The sequence below is a fragment of the Brenneria corticis genome (assembly GCF_003115855.1).
Taxonomy (GTDB): Bacteria; Pseudomonadota; Gammaproteobacteria; order Enterobacterales; family Enterobacteriaceae; genus Brenneria; species Brenneria corticis.
On sequence record NZ_KZ819073.1, the window covers coordinates 315806 to 338857 of the forward strand.

32 protein-coding genes are annotated in these 23052 nt (G+C 52.1%); 28 read left to right on the forward strand and 4 right to left on the reverse strand.

The features are described 5' to 3' along the window. Nucleotides 1-5: 5 nt before the first annotated feature. Entirely contained in the window at nucleotides 6-569 is a 564-nt protein-coding gene (locus DDT56_RS04930) for a phage repressor protein CI (RefSeq protein WP_136165376.1), read from the reverse strand. Nucleotides 570-684: 115 nt separating this feature from the next. On the opposite strand from DDT56_RS04930, the gene DDT56_RS04935 reads away from it, so the two are divergent. From DDT56_RS04935 to DDT56_RS04975, 9 genes are all read left to right on the forward strand, one after another. Beyond that, the gene (locus DDT56_RS04935; RefSeq protein WP_136165377.1) at nucleotides 685-930 is read left to right on the forward strand and encodes a regulator; all 246 of its coding nucleotides are present in this window, start codon (nucleotides 685-687) and stop codon (nucleotides 928-930) included. 33 nt (nucleotides 931-963) lie between these two features. Next, nucleotides 964-1470 carry a phage regulatory CII family protein gene (locus DDT56_RS04940; protein ID WP_136165378.1) on the forward strand — a complete coding sequence of 169 codons (507 nt, stop codon included), beginning with the start codon at nucleotides 964-966 and terminating at the stop codon, nucleotides 1468-1470. 13 nt (nucleotides 1471-1483) lie between these two features. Then, complete coding sequence (locus DDT56_RS04945; RefSeq protein ID WP_136165379.1) at nucleotides 1484-1750, forward strand: hypothetical protein; 267 nt, start codon at nucleotides 1484-1486, stop codon at nucleotides 1748-1750. Nucleotides 1751-1766: 16 nt separating this feature from the next. After that, nucleotides 1767-1967 carry a phage filamentation protein Fil family protein gene (locus DDT56_RS04950; protein WP_136165380.1) on the forward strand — a complete coding sequence of 67 codons (201 nt, stop codon included), beginning with the start codon at nucleotides 1767-1769 and terminating at the stop codon, nucleotides 1965-1967. Nucleotides 1968-1969: 2 nt separating this feature from the next. After that, complete coding sequence (locus DDT56_RS04955; protein ID WP_136165381.1) at nucleotides 1970-2320, forward strand: methionine adenosyltransferase; 351 nt, start codon at nucleotides 1970-1972, stop codon at nucleotides 2318-2320. Between the two features lie 74 nt (nucleotides 2321-2394). Then, nucleotides 2395-2634: a DUF2732 family protein gene (locus DDT56_RS04960; protein ID WP_246856722.1), complete on the forward strand. Its 240-nt coding sequence runs from the start codon at nucleotides 2395-2397 to the stop codon at nucleotides 2632-2634. Beyond that, on the forward strand, nucleotides 2625-3431 hold the full coding sequence (locus DDT56_RS04965) for a Dam family site-specific DNA-(adenine-N6)-methyltransferase (protein ID WP_136165382.1): 807 nt from the start codon (nucleotides 2625-2627) through the stop codon (nucleotides 3429-3431). The genes DDT56_RS04960 and DDT56_RS04965 overlap by 10 nt, the downstream gene beginning before the upstream one ends. Before the next feature lies 1 nt (nucleotide 3432). Next, nucleotides 3433-5496, forward strand: a complete 2064-nt coding sequence (locus DDT56_RS04970; protein ID WP_136165383.1) for a replication endonuclease — start codon at nucleotides 3433-3435, stop codon at nucleotides 5494-5496. An 89-nt stretch (nucleotides 5497-5585) separates the two neighbouring features. Beyond that, a complete protein-coding gene (locus DDT56_RS04975) occupies nucleotides 5586-5798 on the forward strand; it encodes an iron-containing alcohol dehydrogenase (protein WP_136165384.1) in 213 nt (70 codons plus the stop codon). On the opposite strand, the gene DDT56_RS04980 is transcribed toward DDT56_RS04975, so the two are convergent. Genes DDT56_RS04980 through DDT56_RS04990 form a run of 3 tightly spaced genes read right to left on the reverse strand, consistent with a single transcriptional unit; the run spans nucleotide 5775 to nucleotide 8895 of the window. Then, nucleotides 5775-6095 (reverse strand): Ogr/Delta-like zinc finger protein, encoded by a 321-nt coding sequence (locus DDT56_RS04980; RefSeq protein ID WP_136165385.1) that lies wholly within the window; start codon nucleotides 6093-6095, stop codon nucleotides 5775-5777. The two genes, DDT56_RS04975 and DDT56_RS04980, sit on opposite strands and share 24 nt — an antisense overlap. Continuing rightward, nucleotides 6092-7120: a phage portal protein gene (locus DDT56_RS04985; protein WP_136165386.1), complete on the reverse strand. Its 1029-nt coding sequence runs from the start codon at nucleotides 7118-7120 to the stop codon at nucleotides 6092-6094. Before DDT56_RS04985 ends, DDT56_RS04980 begins: the two co-directional genes overlap by 4 nt. Then, nucleotides 7117-8895, reverse strand: a complete 1779-nt coding sequence (locus tag DDT56_RS04990) for a terminase large subunit domain-containing protein (protein ID WP_136165387.1) — start codon at nucleotides 8893-8895, stop codon at nucleotides 7117-7119. Before DDT56_RS04990 ends, DDT56_RS04985 begins: the two co-directional genes overlap by 4 nt. Before the next feature lie 156 nt (nucleotides 8896-9051). On the opposite strand from DDT56_RS04990, the gene DDT56_RS04995 reads away from it, so the two are divergent. From DDT56_RS04995 to DDT56_RS24575, 19 genes are all read left to right on the forward strand, one after another. After that, nucleotides 9052-9879, forward strand: coding sequence for a GPO family capsid scaffolding protein (locus DDT56_RS04995; RefSeq protein WP_136165420.1), 828 nt, complete (start codon nucleotides 9052-9054; stop codon nucleotides 9877-9879). A 69-nt stretch (nucleotides 9880-9948) separates the two neighbouring features. Next, nucleotides 9949-10986: a phage major capsid protein, P2 family gene (locus DDT56_RS05000; RefSeq protein WP_136165388.1), complete on the forward strand. Its 1038-nt coding sequence runs from the start codon at nucleotides 9949-9951 to the stop codon at nucleotides 10984-10986. Between the two features lie 2 nt (nucleotides 10987-10988). Further along, nucleotides 10989-11690 (forward strand): phage terminase small subunit, encoded by a 702-nt coding sequence (gene gpM, locus DDT56_RS05005; RefSeq protein WP_136165389.1) that lies wholly within the window; start codon nucleotides 10989-10991, stop codon nucleotides 11688-11690. A 95-nt stretch (nucleotides 11691-11785) separates the two neighbouring features. Continuing rightward, nucleotides 11786-12238 (forward strand): head completion/stabilization protein, encoded by a 453-nt coding sequence (locus tag DDT56_RS05010; RefSeq protein WP_208228521.1) that lies wholly within the window; start codon nucleotides 11786-11788, stop codon nucleotides 12236-12238. After that, nucleotides 12235-12735 (forward strand): phage tail protein, encoded by a 501-nt coding sequence (locus tag DDT56_RS05015; protein ID WP_136165391.1) that lies wholly within the window; start codon nucleotides 12235-12237, stop codon nucleotides 12733-12735. The genes DDT56_RS05010 and DDT56_RS05015 overlap by 4 nt, the downstream gene beginning before the upstream one ends. After that, nucleotides 12732-13436 (forward strand): phage virion morphogenesis family protein, encoded by a 705-nt coding sequence (locus DDT56_RS05020; RefSeq protein ID WP_136165392.1) that lies wholly within the window; start codon nucleotides 12732-12734, stop codon nucleotides 13434-13436. Before DDT56_RS05015 ends, DDT56_RS05020 begins: the two co-directional genes overlap by 4 nt. A 2-nt stretch (nucleotides 13437-13438) precedes the next feature. After that, on the forward strand, nucleotides 13439-14569 hold the full coding sequence (locus tag DDT56_RS05025) for a DUF2586 domain-containing protein (protein WP_136165393.1): 1131 nt from the start codon (nucleotides 13439-13441) through the stop codon (nucleotides 14567-14569). Further along, nucleotides 14569-15024: a DUF2597 family protein gene (locus DDT56_RS05030; protein WP_136165394.1), complete on the forward strand. Its 456-nt coding sequence runs from the start codon at nucleotides 14569-14571 to the stop codon at nucleotides 15022-15024. The genes DDT56_RS05025 and DDT56_RS05030 overlap by 1 nt, the downstream gene beginning before the upstream one ends. 9 nt (nucleotides 15025-15033) lie before the next feature. Beyond that, the gene (locus tag DDT56_RS05035) at nucleotides 15034-15339 is read left to right on the forward strand and encodes a phage holin family protein (RefSeq protein WP_136165395.1); all 306 of its coding nucleotides are present in this window, start codon (nucleotides 15034-15036) and stop codon (nucleotides 15337-15339) included. After that, complete coding sequence (locus tag DDT56_RS05040) at nucleotides 15326-15667, forward strand: M15 family metallopeptidase (RefSeq protein ID WP_136165396.1); 342 nt, start codon at nucleotides 15326-15328, stop codon at nucleotides 15665-15667. The genes DDT56_RS05035 and DDT56_RS05040 overlap by 14 nt, the downstream gene beginning before the upstream one ends. Continuing rightward, nucleotides 15667-16023, forward strand: a complete 357-nt coding sequence (locus tag DDT56_RS05045; protein ID WP_136165397.1) for a hypothetical protein — start codon at nucleotides 15667-15669, stop codon at nucleotides 16021-16023. Before DDT56_RS05040 ends, DDT56_RS05045 begins: the two co-directional genes overlap by 1 nt. Further along, nucleotides 15980-16159, forward strand: coding sequence for a hypothetical protein (locus DDT56_RS24760; protein ID WP_136165398.1), 180 nt, complete (start codon nucleotides 15980-15982; stop codon nucleotides 16157-16159). Before DDT56_RS05045 ends, DDT56_RS24760 begins: the two co-directional genes overlap by 44 nt. Beyond that, complete coding sequence (locus DDT56_RS05055) at nucleotides 16156-16413, forward strand: putative phage tail assembly chaperone (RefSeq protein WP_136165399.1); 258 nt, start codon at nucleotides 16156-16158, stop codon at nucleotides 16411-16413. The genes DDT56_RS24760 and DDT56_RS05055 overlap by 4 nt, the downstream gene beginning before the upstream one ends. A gap of 50 nt (nucleotides 16414-16463) precedes the next feature. After that, a complete protein-coding gene (locus tag DDT56_RS25160; protein ID WP_417903685.1) occupies nucleotides 16464-16604 on the forward strand; it encodes a DUF6890 family protein in 141 nt (46 codons plus the stop codon). Then, nucleotides 16601-18832 (forward strand): phage tail tape measure protein, encoded by a 2232-nt coding sequence (locus DDT56_RS05065; protein WP_136165401.1) that lies wholly within the window; start codon nucleotides 16601-16603, stop codon nucleotides 18830-18832. The genes DDT56_RS25160 and DDT56_RS05065 overlap by 4 nt, the downstream gene beginning before the upstream one ends. Then, complete coding sequence (locus DDT56_RS05070; RefSeq protein ID WP_136165402.1) at nucleotides 18832-19167, forward strand: DUF2590 family protein; 336 nt, start codon at nucleotides 18832-18834, stop codon at nucleotides 19165-19167. The genes DDT56_RS05065 and DDT56_RS05070 overlap by 1 nt, the downstream gene beginning before the upstream one ends. Continuing rightward, on the forward strand, nucleotides 19157-20341 hold the full coding sequence (locus tag DDT56_RS05075; protein ID WP_136165403.1) for a baseplate J/gp47 family protein: 1185 nt from the start codon (nucleotides 19157-19159) through the stop codon (nucleotides 20339-20341). Before DDT56_RS05070 ends, DDT56_RS05075 begins: the two co-directional genes overlap by 11 nt. Further along, nucleotides 20334-20966, forward strand: a complete 633-nt coding sequence (locus tag DDT56_RS05080) for a phage tail protein (RefSeq protein WP_136165404.1) — start codon at nucleotides 20334-20336, stop codon at nucleotides 20964-20966. The genes DDT56_RS05075 and DDT56_RS05080 overlap by 8 nt, the downstream gene beginning before the upstream one ends. Before the next feature lie 13 nt (nucleotides 20967-20979). Beyond that, the coding region (locus tag DDT56_RS24575) for a phage tail-collar fiber domain-containing protein (protein ID WP_210416977.1) at nucleotides 20980-23052 on the forward strand (2073 nt) is incomplete at its 3' end.

Below are 23052 nucleotides of genomic sequence, written 5' to 3' on the forward strand. Positions count from 1 at the left end.
TATCCTTATATTTTCGTACAATTCATAATTATTTTCGATAAAACAGTTATCTCATCTAACCCACAATCAAACGCCATACCAACCCCGCTAACGCGCACTTTGCCCACAGGGATACGGGTCAGATCGCGGACGCTGGTTTTGCCTTCAATTTCAACTAACCACTTGCCGTCTGTCACTTCATCAAACTTACGATCGGCAATGTAGGTCACATTACTATCAAGAATAACGATCGGGTCTTGTAGTCCATCCGGCAGGAATGCTTTATCAAACAAATAATAGTTTGATTGCAAAAGAGAACCGTTCTGTAACTTGAAACGCGTAATGCTGACAATATCGTTTTTCCCATCTTCATACATCGGGCCGTTACCTGTAGTGAGCCACTGGAGGGACACCCCAGTTTCTAAGACACATTGGATAACCCAATCAGAAGGGAATATATCCCGCATGTAGCGGGTTGCCAGAGTACTTTTTGACACGCCCAAGTGATCACTTAGCGCTTGCCTTGTACCAAATCCATAGGCTTCTACGAGGCGTTCAATGGCAGCACGACCACCGTTAGTTAAATTCATATGATTCCAAAAGCAATCTTGTGATTGACTAATTCCAAAAGCGATCGTAGTATTTGCCTAGATTTCAAAAGCAAACATATAACGCTGAATAACACTAAATATAGGATTTTGCATCATGAGCACGAACATTACAATTTCAATTCCTGAGCCGTACATCACTCTCGAAGAGTATTGCCGCCGTACTGGCACCAAGATGACTACGGCCAGAGCAATGGCCAATGATGGCCGCTTGCCCATTAAGAAAAAAGTCTTAAAGCCGGGTAAATCCAAAGCTAACGGCCTGCTTGAAATCAACATGGTGGATCTGCTCCTGCGGGCAGTCAGCGAAAGCCACTATGCCTCAGTGACCTTGAATCCCTGATTGCGATTCTGAGAGAGAGAACAGGGGGCTGCCATGTTTGATTATCAAATCTCTAAACACCCGCATTTTGATGCCGCTTGCCGAGCGTTTGCGTTGGCGCACAACCTTGAAGAGATCGCATCTGCTGTCGGTGTCCGTTCACAGGTATTGCGTAACAAACTGAACCCGGAGCAACCGCACCGATTAACGTGTGATGAACTGCTGGCCATTACCGATCACACGGAAGATGCCACCTTGCTGGATGGGGTGCTGTTGCAGATTAACTGCCTGCCGTCTGTACCACGTAATGAGGCAAGTTCACACAATGTGCCGGTGTTCGCGTTAAGCGCCACGGCGGATGTGGGCGCGATCGCTGGGGAAGCAGTATCAACCGTACCTATGTCACAGGCGCGTAAAAACGCCATTCTCAACCGGGCAAACAGCGCGATCCGCAACCTATCGCTGATTGTGCTTTCTGTTGAAGCCCGGTTCCAATCAACCCCGATGATGGCCGCAGCCGTTGATGTACTGAGTTCGTGCGCCGTGCCGGGTTTAGCGTGAGGGGGGAATAGTGATGCAACATAACCCAGAAATATGGCTGCAAGCTGCTGATGATGCGGCGAACAGCTTTTTATCTCAGCCTCCCGCGCAACGCGAGGCCGGTAATGATAACGGATATTGCAAGATTAGCGTTTTATCATCATTAGAGGTGCTGGCCGATGCGGTTTATTACCTCAATTACCCGCTGTACCAATTTATAAAAATCCACGCGAACCAATGGTATTCGCATGGGATGTCGCATCCGCCAGAGTTTGCGGCTACCTGGGCGAAAAGACGTTAACGTAAAGGGGAACCATATGATTTCTATCGCTCGTTTACTTAAAGGTCAGTCGCCCACGCCGCAACTGGCGAATCATGGTCACGGCTGGATTGAATTGCCTAATGGCCAACGCTGGCAACCGTCTGCCTGCCGTGTCCAGTTTGGCAAAGGGCGTTTGCCGCATGTACGTATTAAGCGTCGTTCATGGTGGCGTCGTCTGATGGGATTAAGGGGCTAATCATGATTTCTGCAAATGAAGTGTTGGAATTGCCCGCACAGCTTAAATCGTTGCGGCGCATGATTTCAGGAACGGATAACCCGGCGCAATTGTTTTGGGAGTCAGCCACGCAGCGCGAACGCGAAGATCTGATCTTCCATTGTCGCCCGAAGCTGGGAAAAAGCCATGTTGGCTATAATTGGACTGATTTTGACGTTAATCAGCGGCGTGTGTTGTGGGGTGGTATTTTAAGTTTGCGCCGCATGTATGAGAAAACCGCTGCATTTCAGCCAGGGCATTTCGGGCGAAGTGTGTTTGTTGTCAGTTGTTCCGAGCCTGAAACGGAACAGAAAGAAAGCCAGTCTATTAATTAACCCGTAATACGTATTTCTTTTTCACAGCCTTAATTGGCCGGGGATTCGTATTACCTGAAAACAGGAATTACACCATGCAAATGATACGTCAGGACAAAAAGAAAAGAGCGCTTCACTCGTCTGAATCACTGGAAACGATTCTGGCCAATGCACGTCAGGAAGCCGGAAAAGATGCGGCGGTGAAAATTTCCGGCCGCCTGGATCGGCTGGCTACTCATGCTGCCAATCAGGGGCTAAGTGCGCCGGAGATAGTGGAGCTGCTACGCGAAGAGTCGGAACAACTGAACTGCGCTGGAGGTGAATCATGGCTGTGAACGCGACTCCACTGAAATGGGCGGGCAGCAAAGCCCGCATAATGGAAACGCTGCGTGAACATTTGCCAGCCGGGAAACGGCTGGTTGAACCGTTTGCCGGTTCCTGTGCTGTCATGTTGAACACGGACTATGACGAATACCTGATCGCGGATATCAATCCCGACCTGATCAACCTTTATCTGTGCATTAAAAATCTGCCGGAATCTTTTATTTCTGATGCGCGGCATATGTTTGGCATGCTCAATGATGAATATAGCTATTACCAGAGCCGCCTTGAGTTTAATTTTGTCATAGATATTTATCGTAAATCTCTATTGTTCTTATACCTAAATCGCCATTGCTTTAACGGTGTGTGCCGGTATAACAAAAGAGGTGAATTTAACGTCCCTTATGGTAAGTACAAAACACCGTATTTCCCTGAAAAAGAGATCCGTCTTTTCGCTGAAAAAGCGCAGCAGGCAACATTCTTGTGCTGTGACTTTGGCGAAACACTGCAACTGGTGCGGGCTGGTGATGTGGTGTATTGCGATTCACCCTATATGCCGGTTTCAGACACGGCAAATTTCACCCAATACCACACTGATGGCTTTACCAAAGACGATCAATACCGTCTGGCCACCAAGCTGGCTGATATAGCCAAAAGTGGCTGTCCGGTTATTGCATCTAACAGCAAGATTGCCGCCGATGCCGGTTTCTACGCTGGCTTTGAAATCCATCATATCACCGCCCCGCGCACGATCAGCGCCAACGGTAACCGCAGCCGTGCCGATGAAGTGATTGCGACGATGGGGCAGTAATATGCCCCTTTTACAAACCGAAGAACACAACGGAGCCTATCACGCTGCCCTTAATTGGCAGCGTGAGCAATTTTCTCCTGGTGTACCGGGCGGGGTGAGCTACGTTGAGCGCATTCTTTGGCATGTAGATAAGACCGATCATGATTGGCGGCATCCGTATTTTGCCGACCTGCCGGATTACCTGGCCAAGTATTTTGGTCAGCGCTATGAAACCCTGTTTAAATCCGATGCACACAAAGGCCGCCGCCGCGCCAATACGTTTTTACGCCGTACGTTGGGTGAGAGCGTATTGCCACGCCTGCGCAAAGTCTTGCCGCGTTATCAAACGAAATTTCTCACCGCGGGGGATATCCCGTTTCCCTTCTCTGACGATCTGGAAAAGTTGCCGACCTATGATCGCGATGATATCCGTCGTCTGTCCGTCCAGTTGGCGGATTTTATGGCAGCCAGCTTTAGGGATTATACCGAGCGCGGTATTAAGAATGCTGCCGATCTCGATATGCGGGATATCACCCTGTTGGCATTTCGTCACCTGGGACGGCTGACGCTACAGGCGGGTACACAGCCGCCTTACTGGGCGCAGTTTGTCAAAGGTCGCAGGCCGCTGCCAACGCATAGCGCTGAATCCGGTCTATTACGCATGATGTCGCCGGAATGGTGGCGTGTGCGCATCAAGCACCGCCGCGCTCTGCAACGTGAGCATATGGCCATTGCCGTGGGGCAGGTGCAAAAGGCGGCATCCGCGTATGTTTCCCGCACTACTCTGGGCGAATGGATTGCACAAAAAAAGCGTAACCGTGAGTTTTTTAAAACGTTCGATCTCGAAAATCCTGAAACCGGCGAGCGTGTTTCTTTAAACGATATGGTGAACGGTAGTAACGCCAATCCGGCCATACGCCGTTGTGAATTGATGGTCAGAATGCGCGGCTTTGAAGATCTGGCCAATGAAATGAGCTGTGCAGGTGAGTTCTACACCATCACTGCGCCGTCAAAATATCATGCCGTACATAGCGGCGGTGGTTTCGTCAGCCAATGGAATGGCGCTAACCCGCGAGACACGCAAAAGTACCTTTGTCGCGTGTGGGCGAAAATCCGCGCCGCATTATCGCGTGAGGAAATCAGCGTATTCGGTTTTCGCGTCGTCGAGCCGCATCACGACGGTACACCGCACTGGCATATGTTGCTGTTTATGCCGCCTGAACACGTCGATCAGGTGCGCGACATTATGTGTTATCACGCTCGTCTTGAAGATTCCGAAGAGCTGCAAAGTGAAAAGGCATTAAAGGCGCGTTTTCACGTCGAACCTATCGATCCCGCCAAAGGTTCGGCAACCGGCTATATCGCCAAATACATTTCAAAAAATATTGATGGCTTTGCCCTGGACGATGAAAACGACGATGAAACCGGGGAAAGCCTGAAAGATATGTCAAAAGCCGTTTCCGCCTGGGCGTCACGCTGGCGTATCCGCCAGTTTCAGCAAATCGGCGGTGCGCCGGTAACGGTTTATCGTGAACTGCGCCGCCTGCGTAATATCCAGCTTGATGATGCTCGAATGGATGCTGTGCTTGCGGCGGCTGATGTAGGCGATTGGGCGGCTTACACCCAGGCGCAGGGCGGGGCATTGGTATCACGCGACAATCTTGTCGTGCGTCTGGCTTATGAAATCACCGAGCAGGGCAACCAATACGCGGAGGACGTGCAGCGTGTACAGGGTATTTATTCGCCGCTGCTGGGGGCGGCGTCGGAGGTCGTTACTCGTCTGGTTAAATGGAATATTGTCCCGAAGTTGGCCGAAGCGTCAGCGGAGGCGGGTTTTTCTGGCGGCGACGCCGCCCCTTGGAGTTCTGTCAATAACTGTACGCCTGGGGTCAGGCGACGATTATCGGAATTGTTAAAAGGAAGGGGATTTAGTGGAGATAATGAACAGGTCAGTATCTTGTTGCAGGGTGGCAATCTGACGATAGAGGGAGATCGCCTGTTGCGTATGGTCAACGGGCAGCTAAACGAGGTCGAAAAATCAACGGATAACGATTTATGGCCGGGATGGAATTGGGCCGAAAATTAATCGCGTTATAAAACAATAAGCTTATACAGTATTCACAGAGAAATATTTTGATATACTGTGTAAATATACAGTGATGTTGCGGGGGATTTGTGCCGGATTTATTTTTTGAATCGCTGGTGTTACAGCGTATTGACTTAGTGGCGCGGCTGGTTACGGACAGTCAGTGTGATGATGCCGATCGGGAATTGGCCATTAATTGGATTGCAGAATTAACGCGGGAGCTGGTTGGCAGATTAGATGAATATGGAAATAAAAACCCCCAGGGCGGGGGCAGCAATTCAGGCGGCAGGGCTTTGCAGTAGTGTTAACAGCATCTGACGCCGTTCAGGATTTAAGGTATCAACAATCCCCTTCAATAAGCTGTCCTGAGATTTTGCGCTGGGGCTAATCGTATGTGAAAAGGTCACATTCAGTACAAAGGTGTGGCCGCATTCCACGTCAGCACAGGCGCAATACAGATCGGAAATATGACGGTGTTTGCGCACGGTTTTACGGATCACCGCCTTACCGTTGCATTCAGGACATAATACTTTCATTACGCGCATGTTTCTGGCTCCAGAAAAATCAAACTGTTGGAATTTTAACGGTTTTTTCCTCATGCTGCACCCGACTTTGTTGTGTCATCATTAAAAAATAGGTGTAAATGTGCCGGAATTTCACGATCGGCGCTGATGGCGTCACGAAAGCGGCGTTGTATCGGGATAATTTCATCTTTTCGATACGTATCACGCGCTTTTTCAGGGTCACCAAGCCCCGCGGCATTCTGCGGAATAATGCCGCATAATCCGGCCGGGAAGCGGTGGGCGTTCAATACATCCTGGGCGCTGATGTTTTTCACGTTGGCAAACTCATCTTTGGCGCTGATATCGCCCATCTGGATAAACTGGACGCCTTCTTTATCGCCGTTAGGGATGTTTACCAGGATGGTGGAGAAGTTGCCGATCCCCTTGCTGCTGGTTAACTGCCTTTCGATTTCCTCTTCAATCTCATCCGTCATGTTCGGGTCGCTGGTATAGAGAATACCGCCCGTATGCGCCCCGTTGTGGTAGTAGCGACGCCGGAAAATCACCGCTTCACTGTTCAGCAGCGCGGAATGGATACCGCCGATATAGTCCGGCAGGCCATAGATTTGCTGCTGGGGGTCATACATCTTGATAAAAATCACATCATCTACCGGGTAAACCAGCGGTTCGCCGTCCTGTAGCACCACGAATTCATCGGTCTTACGGCGTCGGGTATAGAGCGCGGGCAGCGGTACCAGGTCAACCACGGCACCCCAGCCGTTACGCACTTTCAGAATGGCAATATCGCCAAAGGTGAGATAGTCAAAAACCGCCGATCCGATCTCGTCATGCGTCAAGCCGCCGCCCTGATAATCTGAAATCACCATATTGCGGCGTGCGTAGACTATCCCGCCGTGCTGGCCGTTGAGGTTGATAAGCTGAGCCAGGGCCAGGCGGTCAATGGGTAACGTGTAGTGGTCAAAATTATTGTCATACCAGATATCGTGATAATCCGTGCCGGTGGTTAATACCGGTTCTGGCTTGCCAAATGTGATAATGCTCATTTTTTTGCGCGGGGCGTTTTGGGCTTCCTGTCCGCGTCGTTGTGATTTCCTTTTCATGCTGCTTTTTTCAGTCTCCATCGGGATTGGGGCTTGTTCTCATAGTTGAGCGGTTCGTTGTCCAGCGCGTGAGCGATAGCAAAGAACGCCTCTGCGTGGCCGGTTTCCGCGCTGCGGTCAGCTACAAAGGTCATGCCGTTGCCGCTGGCTGTGGTGGTTTTTCTGATGGCCATAAACGACGCGGGGATCGCCTTTTCATCCTGATCCCATTCAATGCGCTTACTTTCCACAACGTCAGCGGCTTTCATTACCAGGCGGTTTTTGGTTTCTACGCCGTAGCGAATGGCTGTTGCTTGCCGCATGGCAAAATGCTGGATATTTTCAAATACGCCTGTACCGATGCCGGTAATATCCACGCCGATATAGGTAAAGTTGTACTGCTGGAATAGCTTTTTAATCTGGTTGGCCTGATAGCGAAAATTCATTCCCTGCCAGTTGATTACCCGCAGTACCCGAAATTTTTCGCCTTCATAAATGGGTGGGGCGACGATCACAAAGGTGGACAGGTCGCCGGAACGAGCGGGGTCATAGCCGCCCCATACTTCCCGGTTGCCAAAGGGCCGCAGCGCTTTTGGGTCATGGTCTTGCCAGATTTCCGGATCTACCCCGCAGCGCTCCAGATCGTCAAAGCTGAATACCGCGTCTTTGCTGTCCACAAACACGCACATATACAGCATGTTGAACGTGTCCACGTTGTAGCGGTTGCGCAGCTTATCGAGACTGGCCAGATTGAACCCGCCCCGGATCGCATCTTCCATCGTAATGACGTAACGCCATTGGCCGTCAGGGCAGAGCCTCCCGCCGTCGCGCAGCTCGTCAAAATCAGGGAATTTAATCCCGGCGCGTTTCTTGTTGCCGCGTTTCCATTCCTCACCCGTCCAGAATGGGTAAGCCTGGTGCGTTTTGGCGCTGGGCGTGGAAAAATAAGTGGTGCGCCATTTGTCATGGGTAGCCATGGCGCTGGCCACTTCATTGAGGCGGGCGAAGTTCGGCACCCAAAAATATTCGTCGCAGTACAGATGCCCGCTATACGACTGCGCGGTATTTTTATTGGTGGACAGGAAACGCAGTTCAGCCCCGTTACTGAGGCGGATCGGGTTGCCGGTCAGGGTGATATCAAAATATTGCTGCGCAATATTGACGATGTAGGAGCGAAACACTTCCGCCTGGGCGCGGCTGGCAGACAGGAAGATTTGCGGATCGCCGGTCAGAACCGCGTTTTCAAAGGCTTCAAAGGCAAAATACCAGGTTGCCCCGATTTGACGGCTTTTCAGGATATTGCGCACCGCCTCGCCGATGTTGTCGCGTAGGTGCTTCTGATAGCCGAAAAGGTGTTCTTCCGCCCAGGCGTCAAAGTCCTCTTTGCTTAGGCTGGAAATATCATTTTTGCGGTACTGGCGTTTTTTCGCGGGGTGCTCGTCGTCATCGTCATGCCCGCTGCTACGCTGTCCATTTCTGCCTTTGGCTTCTGCCAGCTTCTCTTTGTGCTTATTGCTCTGCGCCCGCAGCTTCACGGCGTGAGCGATCAACGTGTCGAGTTCTTTTAACTCCAGTTCGGTTTTATTATCGCGCCCGACCAGTAATTGATAACGGCGCTCGATCGCTTCTTCTGTGCTTTCATGGCTGAGTAAATCAGACCAGCTAAATTTCTGCGCCCAATAGTAAACAATCCGCGCATTCGGCAGATTTAAATCAGCGGCGATTTCTTTAGGTGTCGCCCTTTTTAAATAGAGCGCTCGCGCTACACCTATTAATTCATCGGAATATTTAGCCATGCCGCTATTATGCGGGGTTATTTTTATTATTTATTTTGTGTTGAGTCGGAGATGTTCGGGAAAGAATGAATAACCGAATGTATAAGAATTAAATCCCTCGCCGCGTTATTTTTATTCGTCAATAATCCATTTGTCGCAACGAAACGGAAAATAATGATGTCGCAGTTAATGACTAACTGGATCTGTATTGCCACGGAAGGCGAAACCGTTGATAAACGGCAAATGGAACGCCAGTGGTTAATTGATGCCGCCGAAACCTATAACCCTGAGCTGTATACCGCCTTGATTTGGCCGGAGCATGAACAGTGGTATGGCAACGTTGGCGAAGTGCTGACGGTTAAGGCGGAAGCCGGGGAAGACGGGCTGGTGCGTTTGTTCGCCCAGTTGCGCCCTAATAACTACTTGTTGCAGGCCAATCGGGACGGCCAATTGCTATTTTGTTCCGTGGAGTTAACGCCAGACGGTAATTTTCGCGGAACGGGAAAAACCTATCTGGAAGGGCTGGGCGTCACTAATACCCCGGCCAGCGTCGGGACTACACGACTGCGCTTTAATAAAGGTAAAAAAGGCGATCGCCTGTTTGGCGCGTTAAAGCCGCTGGTGATTGATGAAGTTAAGGAAATCAAAGGAAAGACGATGGCAAAGGAAGAAAAAAAGACGTGGCATAGCCTGTTCGGTATTAAGCCGAAAAGTTTTGCTGAGGAAGAAGGCGCAGGCAATGAAGAGGGCGGCGATAAATTGCAGGCGCTGGCGGAAGCCTTAACCGCATTGGAAGAACGTGTTGCCGCGCTGGAAACCGGACAGGAAGAAGTACAGGAAGATCTGGACGTGGTGAAAGAAGTTGTTGATACGCAGGAATTTGCCACCCTGCGCAATAACCTGCCGCTGATTATTAAAAGCTTTGGCAAGCTGGATGAAAAAATCACCAAGTTACCGCAACGTAAAATTGGCGAGAAAGAAAAACGCTTTAGCCATTTGGTTTAATTCGTCGCGGTAATAGGCAGTCGATTATTTCATTTACTTTTATTTCGCCACTAAGCGAGAGGGATTTCTATGTTTTTAAATCAGCGGGCGCGTGAATATTTAGCGTCGTTTGCCGCCGCTCTATCAGAGGCGCATGGGGTACCGGATGTATCCCGTTATTTTGCGCTGTCCGATCCGAAAGAAACGCAATTGCGTGATGCGCTGCTGGAGTCGGTGGATTTTCTTTCCATGATTACCGTTGCGGATGTGGATCAGCTTTCCGGCCAGGTGGTCTCTGTCGGTAGCTCTGCGCTGCATACCGGGCGTAAACAGGGCGGGCGTTTTATTCGCGGCGTCGGCGTGGAGGGTAACGAGTATAAACTCGTCGAGACGGATTCTTGCGCGGCTCTGCCGTGGGATCTGCTGTCTGTCTGGGCGAATGCCGGTGGGGAAAATGAATTTTTCCAGAAGGTGCAGGCGTTCTCTAATCAGGCGTTTGCGCTGGATATGCTGCGTATCGGCTTTAACGGCACTTCTGTGGCCAAATCGACCGATCCGGATAAAAACCCGAACGGCGAAGACGTCAATATTGGCTGGCATGCGTTGGTCAAGACTTTCAAAAAAGGCCAGCAGATCATCACTGATGAGGTGACGCTGGATGAAAACGGTGATTATAAGTCGCTGGATGCGATGGCGTCCGACCTTATCAATACCAAGATCCCGCAGCAATACCGCAGCGATCCGCGTCTGGTGGTGTTGGTTGGCGCTGATCTGGTGGCGGCGGAGCAATACCGCCTGTTTCAGAAAGCCGATCGGCCTACCGAGAAAATCGCCGCGCAGATGCTGGACAGTACGATCGCCGGACGTCATGCCATTGTCCCGCCGTTTATGCCCGGCAAGCGCATGGTGGTGACCACGCTTAGCAACCTGCATATCTATACCCAGCGCAATACGCGCCAGCGTAAAGCCGAGTTCGTGGAAGACCGCAAACAGTACGAAAACAAATACCTGCGTAACGAAGGCTACGCGGTGGAATACCCGGAATTGTACGCGGCGATCGATGAATCAGCGGTCACCATCGGTACGGTACCAGAGCCAGAAAACCCGCCTGCCGGTGACGGGGCGTAAGTATGGCGCTTTCACCCGCTCAACGTCATAACGCCCGGTTACAGGCTGAACAGCAGCTATCCCGCTGCCAGCCGATTACGGGCGGTCATAGCCTGCATTTACAGATCCGGGCGCTGGAAAACGACATCGAGCGGCTGAAAAGCCAACCCATGATCCGTGACCGGGTGGAGATGAAGCGGCGGGAACTGCTGCCGCGCTGGTTGCCTACGGTTCGGGCATATCTGGACAGTGGCGAGGTGTACCAACATCCCATCTTTGCGTACTGCATCGTCTGGCTGTTTGACGTTGACGAGTTTGATCAGGCGTTGGACTGGGCGGATATCGCCATTGCGCAGGGACAGCGCACCCCGGACAACATCAAGCGCAGTTTTGCCGCGTTCGTGGCGGATACGGTGCTGGAATGGGCGGAGCAGACCGCAGATAGCGGGCAGAGCGTGGAGCCGTATTTCTCCCGCACGTTTAACAACGTGGCGGAAAATTGGCGGCTGCATGAGGAAATCACCGCCAAGTGGTTCAAGTTCGCCGGGTTGTTGCTGTTGCGTGACGATAACGGGCAGCCGAGGGCGACGGCATCGGATGATGTAGCGCTGCTTGAGAAAGCGGATTTACTGCTGGCCCAGGCTGAGAAATACCACCGCAAGGTTGGCGTTGGCACGATGCGTAAAACCATCGCCGCCCGCATCCGATCATTGCAGAAGCATTAAAACGACTACCGCAAGCCAGGCGGGCGCGGTTGAGGCAATACACGTTTGTGTGATGTGCCGTGGAAGCCGGTCAGCCCGCCTTTTACGGGGGATTTATGTTTAGTGGAACACCGGTTGATTATCAGGATGCGGTACTGGCCAACAATGGATTTTGGCCGGATCTGAACCTGCGCGATTTTCAGGCGCAGCGCACCATCCCGGCAGATATTGACGCCGGAACGGTGGCACAGGCGTTGTTGACCGCAGCCGGTGAGGTCAACGCCGATTTACTCCGCGTTGAACAGCAACACAGGGATAGCGGCTATGGAATGGCCAGCGCCGTGCCAGGCGTGAGCCTGGACGGAAAAAATCTGCTGTGTGCGCAGTATCAAAAAGCGGTGTTTGCCAGGGCGAAAGCCGATCTGATCGGTGAGTTCGCCACCATTGGCCGCCGCGAGTCTCATCCGGGACAGGATGGAGATGAAACACGCAAGGGACTGCTGGCGGAGGCGGCGATCGTTATCCGCCGTATGAAAGGGCTAAAACGCGCCACGGTGAGGCAGGTATGAGCCAGTTGGATGCATTGACCGGGTTTATCAGGAAAAGCTTGCCTGAACGTGTGATGCAGGGATTTGACAGCCTCATGGATGAGGTGAGTTTTATCCCCGCCCAGCGGGATTTGGGCGAGGGACAGTATCAACTGGCGGTCATGCAGTTTGATGCGGTGCTGAGCTGGGAGCGTTTTCCTTACCGGGAATGTGATCCGCGTAATTTATGTGCGCTGCTGCTGGTCTGGCAGACCAATCAGGATGAACAGCCCTTTATGGATGCCGGGCTGGATATGGAATTACCGACGCTGGATATCGATGTTATCGACCAGAAAACGGCGGTGGTGGTGGTGACGCTCAAACTGGCTGAATCGCTGGCCATTATTGAGGATGCAAAAGGGATCATCCCCTTTGATGGCAAGCGTTATCGGCTGGCAGATCCTGAAATCTGGTTTGCCACGGAAGGGCGAATCTTTGGCGCGGATGAAACCGGTGCGGTAATCGGTCAGCCTGCATGATTATCAACGGTGAACTGAGTAAATCACAGCTTAAGGAATTACGTCAGGCGCTGCAAAAGCTGGATTTCCCGCCCAAAAAACGCCAACGGCTGCTGTGGCGGTTGGCCAAGTATGGGGTGATTACAGCGGCAAAACGCAATGTCCGGCAGCAGCAAGCGCCAGATGGTGGGGCATGGACACCGCGTAAAACGAAACGGCGCGGCAAGATGTTGCGCAATATGCCCAAACTGCTGCATATCCGTGAAATGCCGGAAGTCGAAGCGGTGCGGATCTATCTGCAAGGTGGCGGGTATCGGAATGGCAATACACCGGTACCCGCTGGCGTGGTAGGGCATGGGCAACAGAACGGTATGCATACCAACATTCGTCGCCAGAGAACAGGGAAAAGAAACCGTGATCCGGCACGAATGGCGACGCGCCGTCAGGCAAGGAAGCTACGGGCGTTAGGGTACAAAGTGAAACGCGGTACCCGATGGCGTAAGCCGCCGTACAAGGAAATCGAAGAAACCCTGAAATTTGATCAGGCGGGGTTGTTAATCAAAAAGTTAAGCGGTAAGGCAGCAAAAACCGCCTGGACAGTGGATGTTCCCGCCCGTCCGTTTTTGGGCATGAACGATGATGAATTTAACAAGGCGCTGGCGCGTCAGCTACAGGCGATCGGCTTTGGCTGGAATGTGAAAGCGCAGGATATCAAGGGGTAGGTATGAGTTGGCCAACGGTACAGGTTAACCAGCTACAGGGCGAAACCAACGAGATCGAACGGGTGGTGCTGTTTGTCGGCATGGGAACGGGCAAGGACAAGGTGGCCAAAACTGTGCCGGTAAACACCCAAAGCGATCTGGATGTGTTGCTGGGCACGGCGGATTCGGTGCTGAAACGCACGGTAAATGCGGCGATGTTAAACGCTGGTCAGAATTGGAGCGGCTTTATCTGTGTCCTGCCTAAAGATCTGCCCGTCGAAGGTATCGATCAGGTCTGGACTGAAGCCGTAAAAGCCGCGCAGCGTGTTGCCAGCGTGGAAGGGGTTGTTCTGACATTGGGCGCGACCAAAGATACGATCCAGGCTGCGGCCAGTCTGCGGGCGGAGTTGATCGCCAAATTTGGCCGCTGGACGTGGTTTATTCTGGCAGTGGATGGCGTACAGGCTGGGGAAGATTGGGCGGGTTATCTGTTGCGTTTAAGTGCGTTGCAGGAGGGGGCCGCTGTTCCCTCTGTGCAGCTTGTGCCGCGATTGTGGGGCAATGAGCCGGGCGTATTGGCTGGTCGTCTGTGCAACCGGGCGGTGACCATTGCCGATAGCCCGGCGCGGGTGCAGACCGGCGCGTTGCTGGAAATGGGCGCAGCCGATCTGCCGGTTGATGCAACCGGTGCGCTGTTAGACCTGGCCACCTTGCAGGCACTGGAAGCCCAGCGTTACAGCGTCCCGATGTGGTACCCGGACTATGACGGCTATTACTGGTCGGATGGCCGCACGTTGGACGTGGAAGGCGGCGATTATCAGGCGATTGAAAACCTGCGCATTGTCGATAAGGCGGCGCGGCGGGTGCGACTTCAGGCCATTGCCAAGATTGCCGATCGCAGCCTGAACAGCACACCGGGCAGCATTGCCGCACATCAGGCATATTTTGCCAAGACGCTGCGCGAAATGTCCCGCAGCAGCCAGATTAACGGCATAACGTTCCCCGGCGAGGTAAAGCCGCCGCAGGATGGCGACGTAGCTATCACCTGGCGAACCAAAACCAAAGTGGAAATTTATATCACGGTGCGTACCTATGAATGCCCGAAAGGCATCACGGTAAGCCTGATTCTGGATCAATCGCTGGAGAGTGAATAATGACGAAACGGATTTCCGGCCAGTCGTTTGATTTCAATATGGATGGCGATCTGGTTCATGTTGAAAAGGTTGGCCTGAGCATTACGGATAACACCGCCGCCGCCCAAACGCAGGGTGTCCCCGATGGTTATGTGTCGGGTGACGTGGCGGCAGAAGGTGAAATGGAACTCAGTACCAAAAGCCTGGCTATCGTGACCACCAAAGCGCGTAGCGCGGGATCGTGGCGCGGTATCGAGCCGGTTGATTTGATGTGGTACGCCAAAGCCGGTAACGAAGAAATTAAGGTGGAAGCGTTCGGTTGCAAGCTGATTGTGAGCGACATTCTGGACAACGATCCGAAGGGCGGCAGCGTGGTAACGCACAAAATCAAGTACGTGGTGACCAGCCCGGATTTTGTACGCATTAACGGCATTCCGTATCTGGAATCGGAACTAACGGAAAAACTCATCGGGTAAGGAAACCCCATGCAGGAATATGAAAAGAATATCATTTGGTTAGTGGTATTGGGTGGACTAATCGCTATCGGCAAGGTACTGGCTAGTGATGAGAAAATCACGCCGCGTCTGTTTATTGGCCGAGTGATTTTGGGATCAGCCACTGCGTTGGCGGCAGGGGCGGTGCTGGTCTGGATTCCGGGACTGTCACAGATGGCCGTTACGGGGCTGGGAGCAGCGTTCGGCGTTGCCGGTCACCAGGCGGTTGAAATCTGGTTGCGGCGTCGTGGAAGCAGTTTGTTAACAGGGAGCAAGGGAAAGCATGACGTTAAGTGAGAAACAGCAGCTTTTTACTCAGTTGGTGGCACAGCTAATTGATTGGGCGGGTGAACGTGGCTACCGATTGACCTTTGGTGAAGCTTACCGCACGCCGGAACAGGCGAAGCTGAATGCGAAAAGCGGCGCAGGCATTGCCAATAGTCTGCATACGCAGCGGCTGGCGGTTGATTTTAACCTGTTTATCAACGGGAAATATCAGACGCAGACCGAAGCCTATTTACCGTTGGGTGAATACTGGGAATCGCTGGGTGGCAGCTGGGGTGGGCGCTTTAAATCCCGGCCGGACGGCAATCACTTTAGCCTGGAACACAACGGGGTGCGCTGATGGATAAGCCCTGGCTGGTTGTGGTTGTGCTGGTTGCCGTGTTTGCCGCTGGCTGGCAGGCGGCAAATTGGCAGCGGGATAGTGTAGAACTGGCCGTAACCAATGCGGCCAACGCAGCAGGGGAACAATCCCGCCAGGCGATGCAGGTCGTTGCCAGCCAGTCAGGGCAAAAGCTTGAAGGCCAACTGGAGGCGATACGTAATGCGCCAAATAAGGAAATTTACCGGGAAATCATTAAGCCAGTTTTTACTAACGTGTGTCTGTCTGATGAATTTGTCAGCCTGTACAACGCCAGCGTTGAAAGAACCGAGCGTGTCTTATCAGGAAAACCTGAAAAAGAAATGCCCGGTCACTAATTTACCGCGCTTAACGGGGAATACCGGCACCGATGCTGCCATGCCATTAACGGGCTGGCCGGAAATATATGCCGATTGTGCCGCCCGGCATAATCAGTTAGTGGATGAAATAAATCAAAGGGAACAGTTGCCATGAGCAAGATTGTATTAACTATCGCAGGAAAAGAATTAACGTTTGAACCGAATACGGTTGCCTATAACGGCCTGATTAATGAAATGGCAATGGATAATAAAATTGCCCCTGCTGTCACTTATTTGCGGCGTATTGCCAGCGCGGAAAGTAAAGAAGCGCTGGACGAATTATTGAAACTGCCGGGTGCGGCGCTACAAATTACTGAGGCGGTAAATACTCACTATGCGCCAAAACTGGAAATTGAAGTAAAAAACTAACCGAACGGTTGCGGGCCATTGATAATAATTTTATCGAACAGGCATTAACCTTGCGGCGACATTATTTACCGCATGAGCCGGATGATATCGATAATTTAGCCCGCGCCGTCTGGCTGGATAATTCTTACTGGGAAAAGATGCGTGTTGCCGTGGGAAACGGCATTACGCTGGCATTTAAAGGCGACTCATGAAGCAACTGGATTTTACCTTAAGCCTGATCGATAAACTGACGCGCCCGATTAAACAGGCGCAATCGTCAGTGACTGGCTTTGCGGAAAAATCACAGGCGGCATTTGGCAAGATTGCGATCGGGGGGGCAGGGCTGTTTGCTACCGCATTGGCAATCAAAGACGCGCTGGCGCCGGCCATCGAAATGAATGATGCGCTATTGTCAGCGTCAGCCCAGGGCGTGAGTGATGCCACGTTAAAGCAGGTCGCGGGAAACGGCCTGAAATTCAGCGTGCAGTACGGCAAGTCGGCGCTGGAATTTGTGCAGTCCACCGAAATGATTAAATCGTCAGTCGGTGGGTTATCTGACGGCGAACTGCCGCGTATGACGACTATCACCAACACGGTGGCGGCGGCGCTGAAAACCACATCGGCGGAAACCACGGAATTTATGGGCCAGATGTTCGCCAATTTCCGCACCGATGCGCAGGCGCTGGGGAATGTGGATTTTGCCGAGCGGGTAGCCGGGAAAGCCGCCTATATGCGGCAAGCATTTGGCACCGAAATGGCCGCTATCAAGGATTTGATGGAAGGGGCAAAAGGCGCGGGTACCAATTTCGGCATAGGCATGGATGAACAAATGGCTGTGCTGGGCGAGTTGCAGCGCACATTAGGCACGGAAGCCAGCGGCTCGTATGAATCCTTTCTGACCGGCGCGGCAGAAGGCGCTAAAAAACTGGGGTTAAACTTCACCGATGCTACCGGCAAGATGCTGTCTATGCCGCAAATGCTGGAAAAATTGCACGATAAGTACGGGGCCAGCATTGAAGGGAATCTGAAAGCACAGAAGGAACTGGATGAAGCCTTTGGCGGCGGCTCTGCGGTGATAAAGCAACTTTACGGCAATGTAGGCGTATTGCAGCGGCATATCACCGAACTGGGTAGCAGCGACGGAATGAAACGTGCCACGGAAATGGCGGAAAAAATGGCGAATCCCTGGGATCGTCTGGTTGCGGTCTGGTACGCCATACGTGCGGCAATGGGGGCCACACTGTTGCCGGTGCTGTATCCGCTGATCAATAAGATGGCGGATGCCGGTCAGACGTTGCTCAGGTGGCAAACGCTGTTCCCCAACATTGCTAAGGTGATCGGTTATGCCGTGCTGGCCGTGCTCAGTTTGGCTGCGGCTGGGGCCGTAGTTAACATCGTGATGGGGGTATCATCGTTCATCGTGATCGGCCTGAAAGGATTGTGGGCCGGGTTAACGGCGGTGATGAAAATCCATGTCGCGGCTATCTGGCTGTATAACAAGGCGGTTATCGCCTGGTCAGCGACGATGCGCCTATTACGCGGTGTACTGCTGGCGGTGCGTATGGCCACTGTTTTAACTGGAGTGGCGTTTAACTTTGCGCTGTGGCCGGTTTTGCTGGTGATTGCTGCGGTGGCGGCGCTGGCAGCAGGTTGTTATCTGCTATACCAACATTGGGATCAGATTGTCGCGGCAGTGATGCAAACAGAGGTGTTTAAAACGCTGGCGGCAATCGTGCAATGGGTGGGTGAAATCTTTGCATCGGTGTGGGCGTCTGTTGTTGAGGGATGGAATAGCGTCGTTGAATTTATCAGTAACTTTTCATTGATAGATACCATGAAAAATATGGCGTCCGGCATCGGAGAATTATTTAACGGTCTATGGGATGGCCTGCTGAGTTCGTTTTCCAGCACTTACGGCTGGATTGTTGAAAAGCTGAATCATATACCGGGTGTAAATATTGATATGCCCGCCAGTACCGCGCCCGTCAGTGTTTCACGGCCTGCTGAGTCTGTCGCTACGGCGTCAAGTCTGACGGGGAATATACCTGCGGTTACTGTAGGTGCGTCACCTTATGCGGATCATATTACACGTTCGGCAGAGTTAATCCCCGCCGCACCGCAGCCACTTGCACCAACACCAACGGCGATTACGGGTGCGCCTGTTACGGTCTTACCGGCTGCCTCTACTCCGATAGTCAATATGCCTACGCTACCGGCCCCCTTAAAAGAACCGGCCATGCCCGCGAGCATTAAGCCGGGTAATAATGAGTTGCTAACCGGTGGGAAATTAAAAGGTATAGAGCGCGGGGGAATAAATAAAGAAATTAACAACAGCAGTAAATCCTATACCGATAACAGTAAGCATTTTGGCAACGTGGTTATTCATGCGGATAAAGGCATGACGCCGGAACAATTAAGCGAATGGGAAGAATTGCGCTAATGGATGAAGCGAAATATATCGACTTATTAATTACAAATCGTGATTTTAATTTAAATACCGGTCATGAACCCATTGTGTGCAATAACCACGTCAGTATCGGGCAAGACTGTGTTCACGCCATTATTGAAAGCGGGTTAACGACAAAACTAATCGCTGAGCGTAGCCCGACATTACGCGCCGATATCATGACGCAAATTATTATTCTCATTGAGGATGATGAACGCATTATTCCCGGCACGGTTGAACTGAGTGAAGAAACGCAAACGCGGTTATGGATCACCGCAGAGACCTATGATTTTGGCCGTATTCAGGTGAGTGCTGATTATGACGACTAAACCGCAGATTGATTATGAGCAGGTATTGATTGATGCCGGGATGCCGATCACTACCGATGCCATAACGGAACAGTTTCAGACGCAGGTCAAGGCGGAAGGGTTGATCACCAACACATCGCGCATGTCGCCGTTCTGGCGGCTGATTAACGCGATTGTCACCACGCCGGTGCTGTGGCTGAAAGGCGTCCTGATTAATGTCGTGTTGGCCAATATGTTTCTGGCCACAGCGAAAGGCACGTTTCTGGATCTATTCGCCTGGGGCGTCAATGTGATCCGTAAACCTGCTACGGCAGCGGGTGGGGTGATCCGGTTCGTCAAATCGGACGCAAACGCGGTGGTATTGGTGTCTGCCGGAACGGTGATCCAGACCGAACGTATTAACGGTCAGGTCTACAGCCTGCGCGTCACTGTCGATACCACGATCCCCGCAGGCAACGCCAGCGGATTAGTGCCGGTGGCGGCTACTGGCGACGGCACCGCGTTTAATTTGGCGCCGGGCTACTACCGTATTTTACCTGTGGCCGTTACGGGTATTGAACGGGCCGAAAATGAAGATGATTGGCTGATTACGCCGGGTGCCGATCAGGAATCCGATGATGACCTGCGCGATCGTTGTCGTAACCAATACAACCTGGTCGGCAATTATCACACCGACGCGGTATACCGCAGCATGATTGCGGCTGTTGCAGGGCTGAGTATCGATCGCATCTTCTTTTTACATGATGCGCCCCGCGGGCCGGGAACGGCTAATGCCTATCTTTTGTTAGATTCGGGCGTGATTTCCGCCCCGTTTATCACGGCGGTGAATGATTACATCACCACGCAGGGACATCACGGCCACGGCGATGATATGCAGTGTATGGCCATGCCGGAAACACAGCATGATTTAACCGTCACGCTGTATGTGAACAATCTGGCCAACGTGACCGCCGACGAGCTAAGCGCCCTGCGAAATGGCTGTGAAAATCTGGTGCGCTGCGCCTTCCGGGAAAACAGCGAGTATGACGTAAAAAAAACGTGGCCGTATGACCGTTTCTCATTTTCCAATTTGGGGCGCGAGTTGCATCGCCAGTTTGGGCTGATTGATTCGGTTGCGTTTTCCCAAAGCGATATCGTCAGCGGCCTTAACGTACCACGCCTGAAAACGTTAGCGGTGGTGATCGATAATGCCTGAGTTTCAGCAAAATCTGGACGGATTGCGCCTGCCGTCATGGATGGACAAAGGTGAACCGGCCAAATTACTTCGTGCCAGTAAACGCTACTGGCAGCAGGTAAATGGTTGGATGCGCTGGCCATTGCAGCAATTGGATGCGGAAACCTGCCCGGTACCGCTGCTTAATGTGCTGGCGTATCAGCGGGATATTGAGCGATTTAACGGTGAACCGCTTAGCCTGTATCGCAAGCGGGTGAAATATGCGTTTATCAATGCGCAGGATGCGGGCAGCGTCACCGGATTTATCCATATTTTTGCACGGCTGGATGTGGGCGACATACAGCTAAAAGAGCGTCAGGCGGGGTATGACTGGGATGTGATTCTGGTACGTATCAACGATGAGCAGTTGAGCACATACAACACATTGATGATGAACCTTGTACGGCAGTATGGTCGGACGTGCCGCCGTTATGCATTTGACGTGTCAAATACCGCACCGATCCGGCTTCATGCCGGAACGTTCAGCCATGATGCTGCGTACTATGCCGCGACGGCGCAAGTGCGACACGGATTGATTTCTTTGGGACAACCTATTAAAGCACCGCAGTTTACGGCCTCAACGGAATACTATACCGCCAGTTTATAAGGATGTTAGGACGATGGCACAGAGCACAGTAACTCGCGCTTTTGAAGCGTGGAATGTCAGCAAGATTTTAGACGGCTTGCCCGCCGTGCCGGATAAGGTGGTTTTTGCTCTGATCCCTAATCAGGATGAAAACAAACCGGTAAACCGTGACGAGGGAATGCCAGCGGCAGCAACCATTAAACACACGGCAGATATCACGCAGTCGGGCGTACTCAATGATAATGCGGTGGTGTATTCGGTGGTGTTGGATACCACGGTTGGCGATTGGGAGTACAACTGGATCGGTCTGGTAGATAGCAAAACCAATACGGTATTGATGATTGTCCATGTGCGTACTCAGCAGAAGTTGAAAACGCAGAACGGCCAGCAGGGTAACAGCTTAACGCGCAACCTGTCGATGCAATTTGACGGTGCGGCGGAAGCGACGCAAATCAATGTATCGGCACAGACGTGGCAGATCGATTTCTCCGCTCGACTTTTTAGCATGGATGAGGCGCACCGGCTGGCTATGCTGGATTACTACGGTATTGCCGCGTTCCTGAATGACGGGTTTAAGGTGTCACTGGCCGGAACGCAGGCGACCATTGCGCCGGGCATCGGCTATGTTGGCGGGTTGCGAACGCAATTGGATATTGCTGCGACATTGGCTGTTACGGCTAATACGGTGGTGTGGCTGGACGTCAGCCGTCAGGGAACGGCGACAGGAGCCTGGCAGAATCGTATAACGTTTAAATCGGCAACTGACCTGAAAAATTATACGGATGCGGCAGGCTACGATCATTATGTGGCAAAAATCGCCACCATTGTTAACGGTCAGATTACTGACAATCGCCCAGTATCGCCGAGCATGGCGTTAGACGGGCGATTTTTAAAGATTAATGATGCGTTGAAAGCGTATGCGCCGCTTGCCAGCCCAATATTTACGGGTACGCCTATGGCTCCAACAGCTGCGCAGACTGTTAACAATACCCAAATTGCGACAACAGCATTTGTTAAGGCCGCTATCGCCGCGTTGGTTAATGGCTCCCCTGCCGCACTGGATACGCTGGAAGAACTGGCGGTAGCGCTGGGTGATGATCCGAATTTCAGCACGACTGTACTCAATGCTCTGGCGGGTAAACTGGCAAAAGACCAGAATGGTGCAGATATTGCGGATAAGGGGGCGTTTCTCCGTAACATCGGTGCAGCGAGAGCTTACGCATCAGGGGTGAATATTGGTGGTGATAGTGGTGCTTGGACGACAGTAGAATTCATTGCATGGCTGAAAAACCAGGGAGCGTTTAATCATCCGTTCTGGATATGTAAGGGCGCGTGGTATTACGCAGGAAACAAAGTAATTACAGATACGGGGATCGGAAACATCCAGCTTGCTGGTGCGGTGATTGAGGTTATAGGTGCGGAAAACGCAACGACTATTCGCGTAACAACACCATCCACTGTCACCGCAGCGGGAGCGGTTCCTAACGCACAGTTCGTCTATATCAACCATGGTGATGGATATTCTCCCGGCTGGCGTCGTGACTATAACACGCGAAATAAACCCTCAGCCGACGATGTTGGTGCGTTGTCCCTGTCCGGTGGAACAGTAACGGGTAGAGTTGATATTGTTGCAGATAACGGCGCACTGGAAATAAAAGCGGCCAGCGCGGGCGCGGCTAGTTATATACGCGCGAGGGATTCCGCTGGTGCTAACAGTTGGTATGTGGGGAAAGGCGGTGCTTCATCAAACGATGTGATGCTGCACTCATATACTCACAACACCGCGTTAGTGTTAAAGAGCGATCGCGTTGAGTCAAATAAAAACCTCTATATTGGCGGTAACATTGTACTCACCGATGCCGCTGCCGCGCAGAAATACGCGTTACGTTCTATTAGGGTAAATGGCAAACCGCTATCTGCGGATGTCAATTTGCTGGCATCGGATATCAACGCCTGGAATAAAACCGAAGCAGATGCTCGTTACTTGATGAAGACTGCGACGGCTGCAGCGGCAACGAAACTGGCGACGCCACGCAAAATTAACGGTGTAGCATTTGACGGCTCGGCAGATATAACTCTTACTCCAGAAAACCTCGGTTTTGCAGAA

Coding starts and splice junctions, on each gene's coding strand:
- DDT56_RS04970 (WP_136165383.1), top strand. CDS start 3,433: ATGCCCCTTTTACAAACCGAAGAACACAACGGAGCCTATCACGCTGCC.
- DDT56_RS04945 (WP_136165379.1), top strand. CDS start 1,484: ATGCAACATAACCCAGAAATATGGCTGCAAGCTGCTGATGATGCGGCG.
- DDT56_RS04955 (WP_136165381.1), top strand. CDS start 1,970: ATGATTTCTGCAAATGAAGTGTTGGAATTGCCCGCACAGCTTAAATCG.
- DDT56_RS05065 (WP_136165401.1), top strand. CDS start 16,601: ATGAAGCAACTGGATTTTACCTTAAGCCTGATCGATAAACTGACGCGC.
- DDT56_RS04950 (WP_136165380.1), top strand. CDS start 1,767: ATGATTTCTATCGCTCGTTTACTTAAAGGTCAGTCGCCCACGCCGCAA.
- DDT56_RS04940 (WP_136165378.1), top strand. CDS start 964: ATGTTTGATTATCAAATCTCTAAACACCCGCATTTTGATGCCGCTTGC.
- DDT56_RS05055 (WP_136165399.1), top strand. CDS start 16,156: ATGAGCAAGATTGTATTAACTATCGCAGGAAAAGAATTAACGTTTGAA.
- DDT56_RS05045 (WP_136165397.1), top strand. CDS start 15,667: ATGGATAAGCCCTGGCTGGTTGTGGTTGTGCTGGTTGCCGTGTTTGCC.
- DDT56_RS05070 (WP_136165402.1), top strand. CDS start 18,832: ATGGATGAAGCGAAATATATCGACTTATTAATTACAAATCGTGATTTT.
- DDT56_RS05075 (WP_136165403.1), top strand. CDS start 19,157: ATGACGACTAAACCGCAGATTGATTATGAGCAGGTATTGATTGATGCC.
- DDT56_RS04995 (WP_136165420.1), top strand. CDS start 9,052: ATGTCGCAGTTAATGACTAACTGGATCTGTATTGCCACGGAAGGCGAA.
- DDT56_RS04990 (WP_136165387.1), bottom strand. CDS start 8,895: ATGGCTAAATATTCCGATGAATTAATAGGTGTAGCGCGAGCGCTCTAT.
- DDT56_RS05015 (WP_136165391.1), top strand. CDS start 12,235: ATGAGCCAGTTGGATGCATTGACCGGGTTTATCAGGAAAAGCTTGCCT.
- gpM (WP_136165389.1), top strand. CDS start 10,989: ATGGCGCTTTCACCCGCTCAACGTCATAACGCCCGGTTACAGGCTGAA.
- DDT56_RS04935 (WP_136165377.1), top strand. CDS start 685: ATGAGCACGAACATTACAATTTCAATTCCTGAGCCGTACATCACTCTC.
- DDT56_RS04930 (WP_136165376.1), bottom strand. CDS start 569: ATGAATTTAACTAACGGTGGTCGTGCTGCCATTGAACGCCTCGTAGAA.
- DDT56_RS05010 (WP_208228521.1), top strand. CDS start 11,786: ATGTTTAGTGGAACACCGGTTGATTATCAGGATGCGGTACTGGCCAAC.
- DDT56_RS04965 (WP_136165382.1), top strand. CDS start 2,625: ATGGCTGTGAACGCGACTCCACTGAAATGGGCGGGCAGCAAAGCCCGC.
- DDT56_RS05035 (WP_136165395.1), top strand. CDS start 15,034: ATGCAGGAATATGAAAAGAATATCATTTGGTTAGTGGTATTGGGTGGA.
- DDT56_RS04985 (WP_136165386.1), bottom strand. CDS start 7,120: ATGAAAAGGAAATCACAACGACGCGGACAGGAAGCCCAAAACGCCCCG.
- DDT56_RS04980 (WP_136165385.1), bottom strand. CDS start 6,095: ATGAGGAAAAAACCGTTAAAATTCCAACAGTTTGATTTTTCTGGAGCC.
- DDT56_RS05000 (WP_136165388.1), top strand. CDS start 9,949: ATGTTTTTAAATCAGCGGGCGCGTGAATATTTAGCGTCGTTTGCCGCC.
- DDT56_RS04960 (WP_246856722.1), top strand. CDS start 2,395: ATGCAAATGATACGTCAGGACAAAAAGAAAAGAGCGCTTCACTCGTCT.
- DDT56_RS05080 (WP_136165404.1), top strand. CDS start 20,334: ATGCCTGAGTTTCAGCAAAATCTGGACGGATTGCGCCTGCCGTCATGG.
- DDT56_RS05020 (WP_136165392.1), top strand. CDS start 12,732: ATGATTATCAACGGTGAACTGAGTAAATCACAGCTTAAGGAATTACGT.
- DDT56_RS05030 (WP_136165394.1), top strand. CDS start 14,569: ATGACGAAACGGATTTCCGGCCAGTCGTTTGATTTCAATATGGATGGC.
- DDT56_RS05040 (WP_136165396.1), top strand. CDS start 15,326: ATGACGTTAAGTGAGAAACAGCAGCTTTTTACTCAGTTGGTGGCACAG.
- DDT56_RS05025 (WP_136165393.1), top strand. CDS start 13,439: ATGAGTTGGCCAACGGTACAGGTTAACCAGCTACAGGGCGAAACCAAC.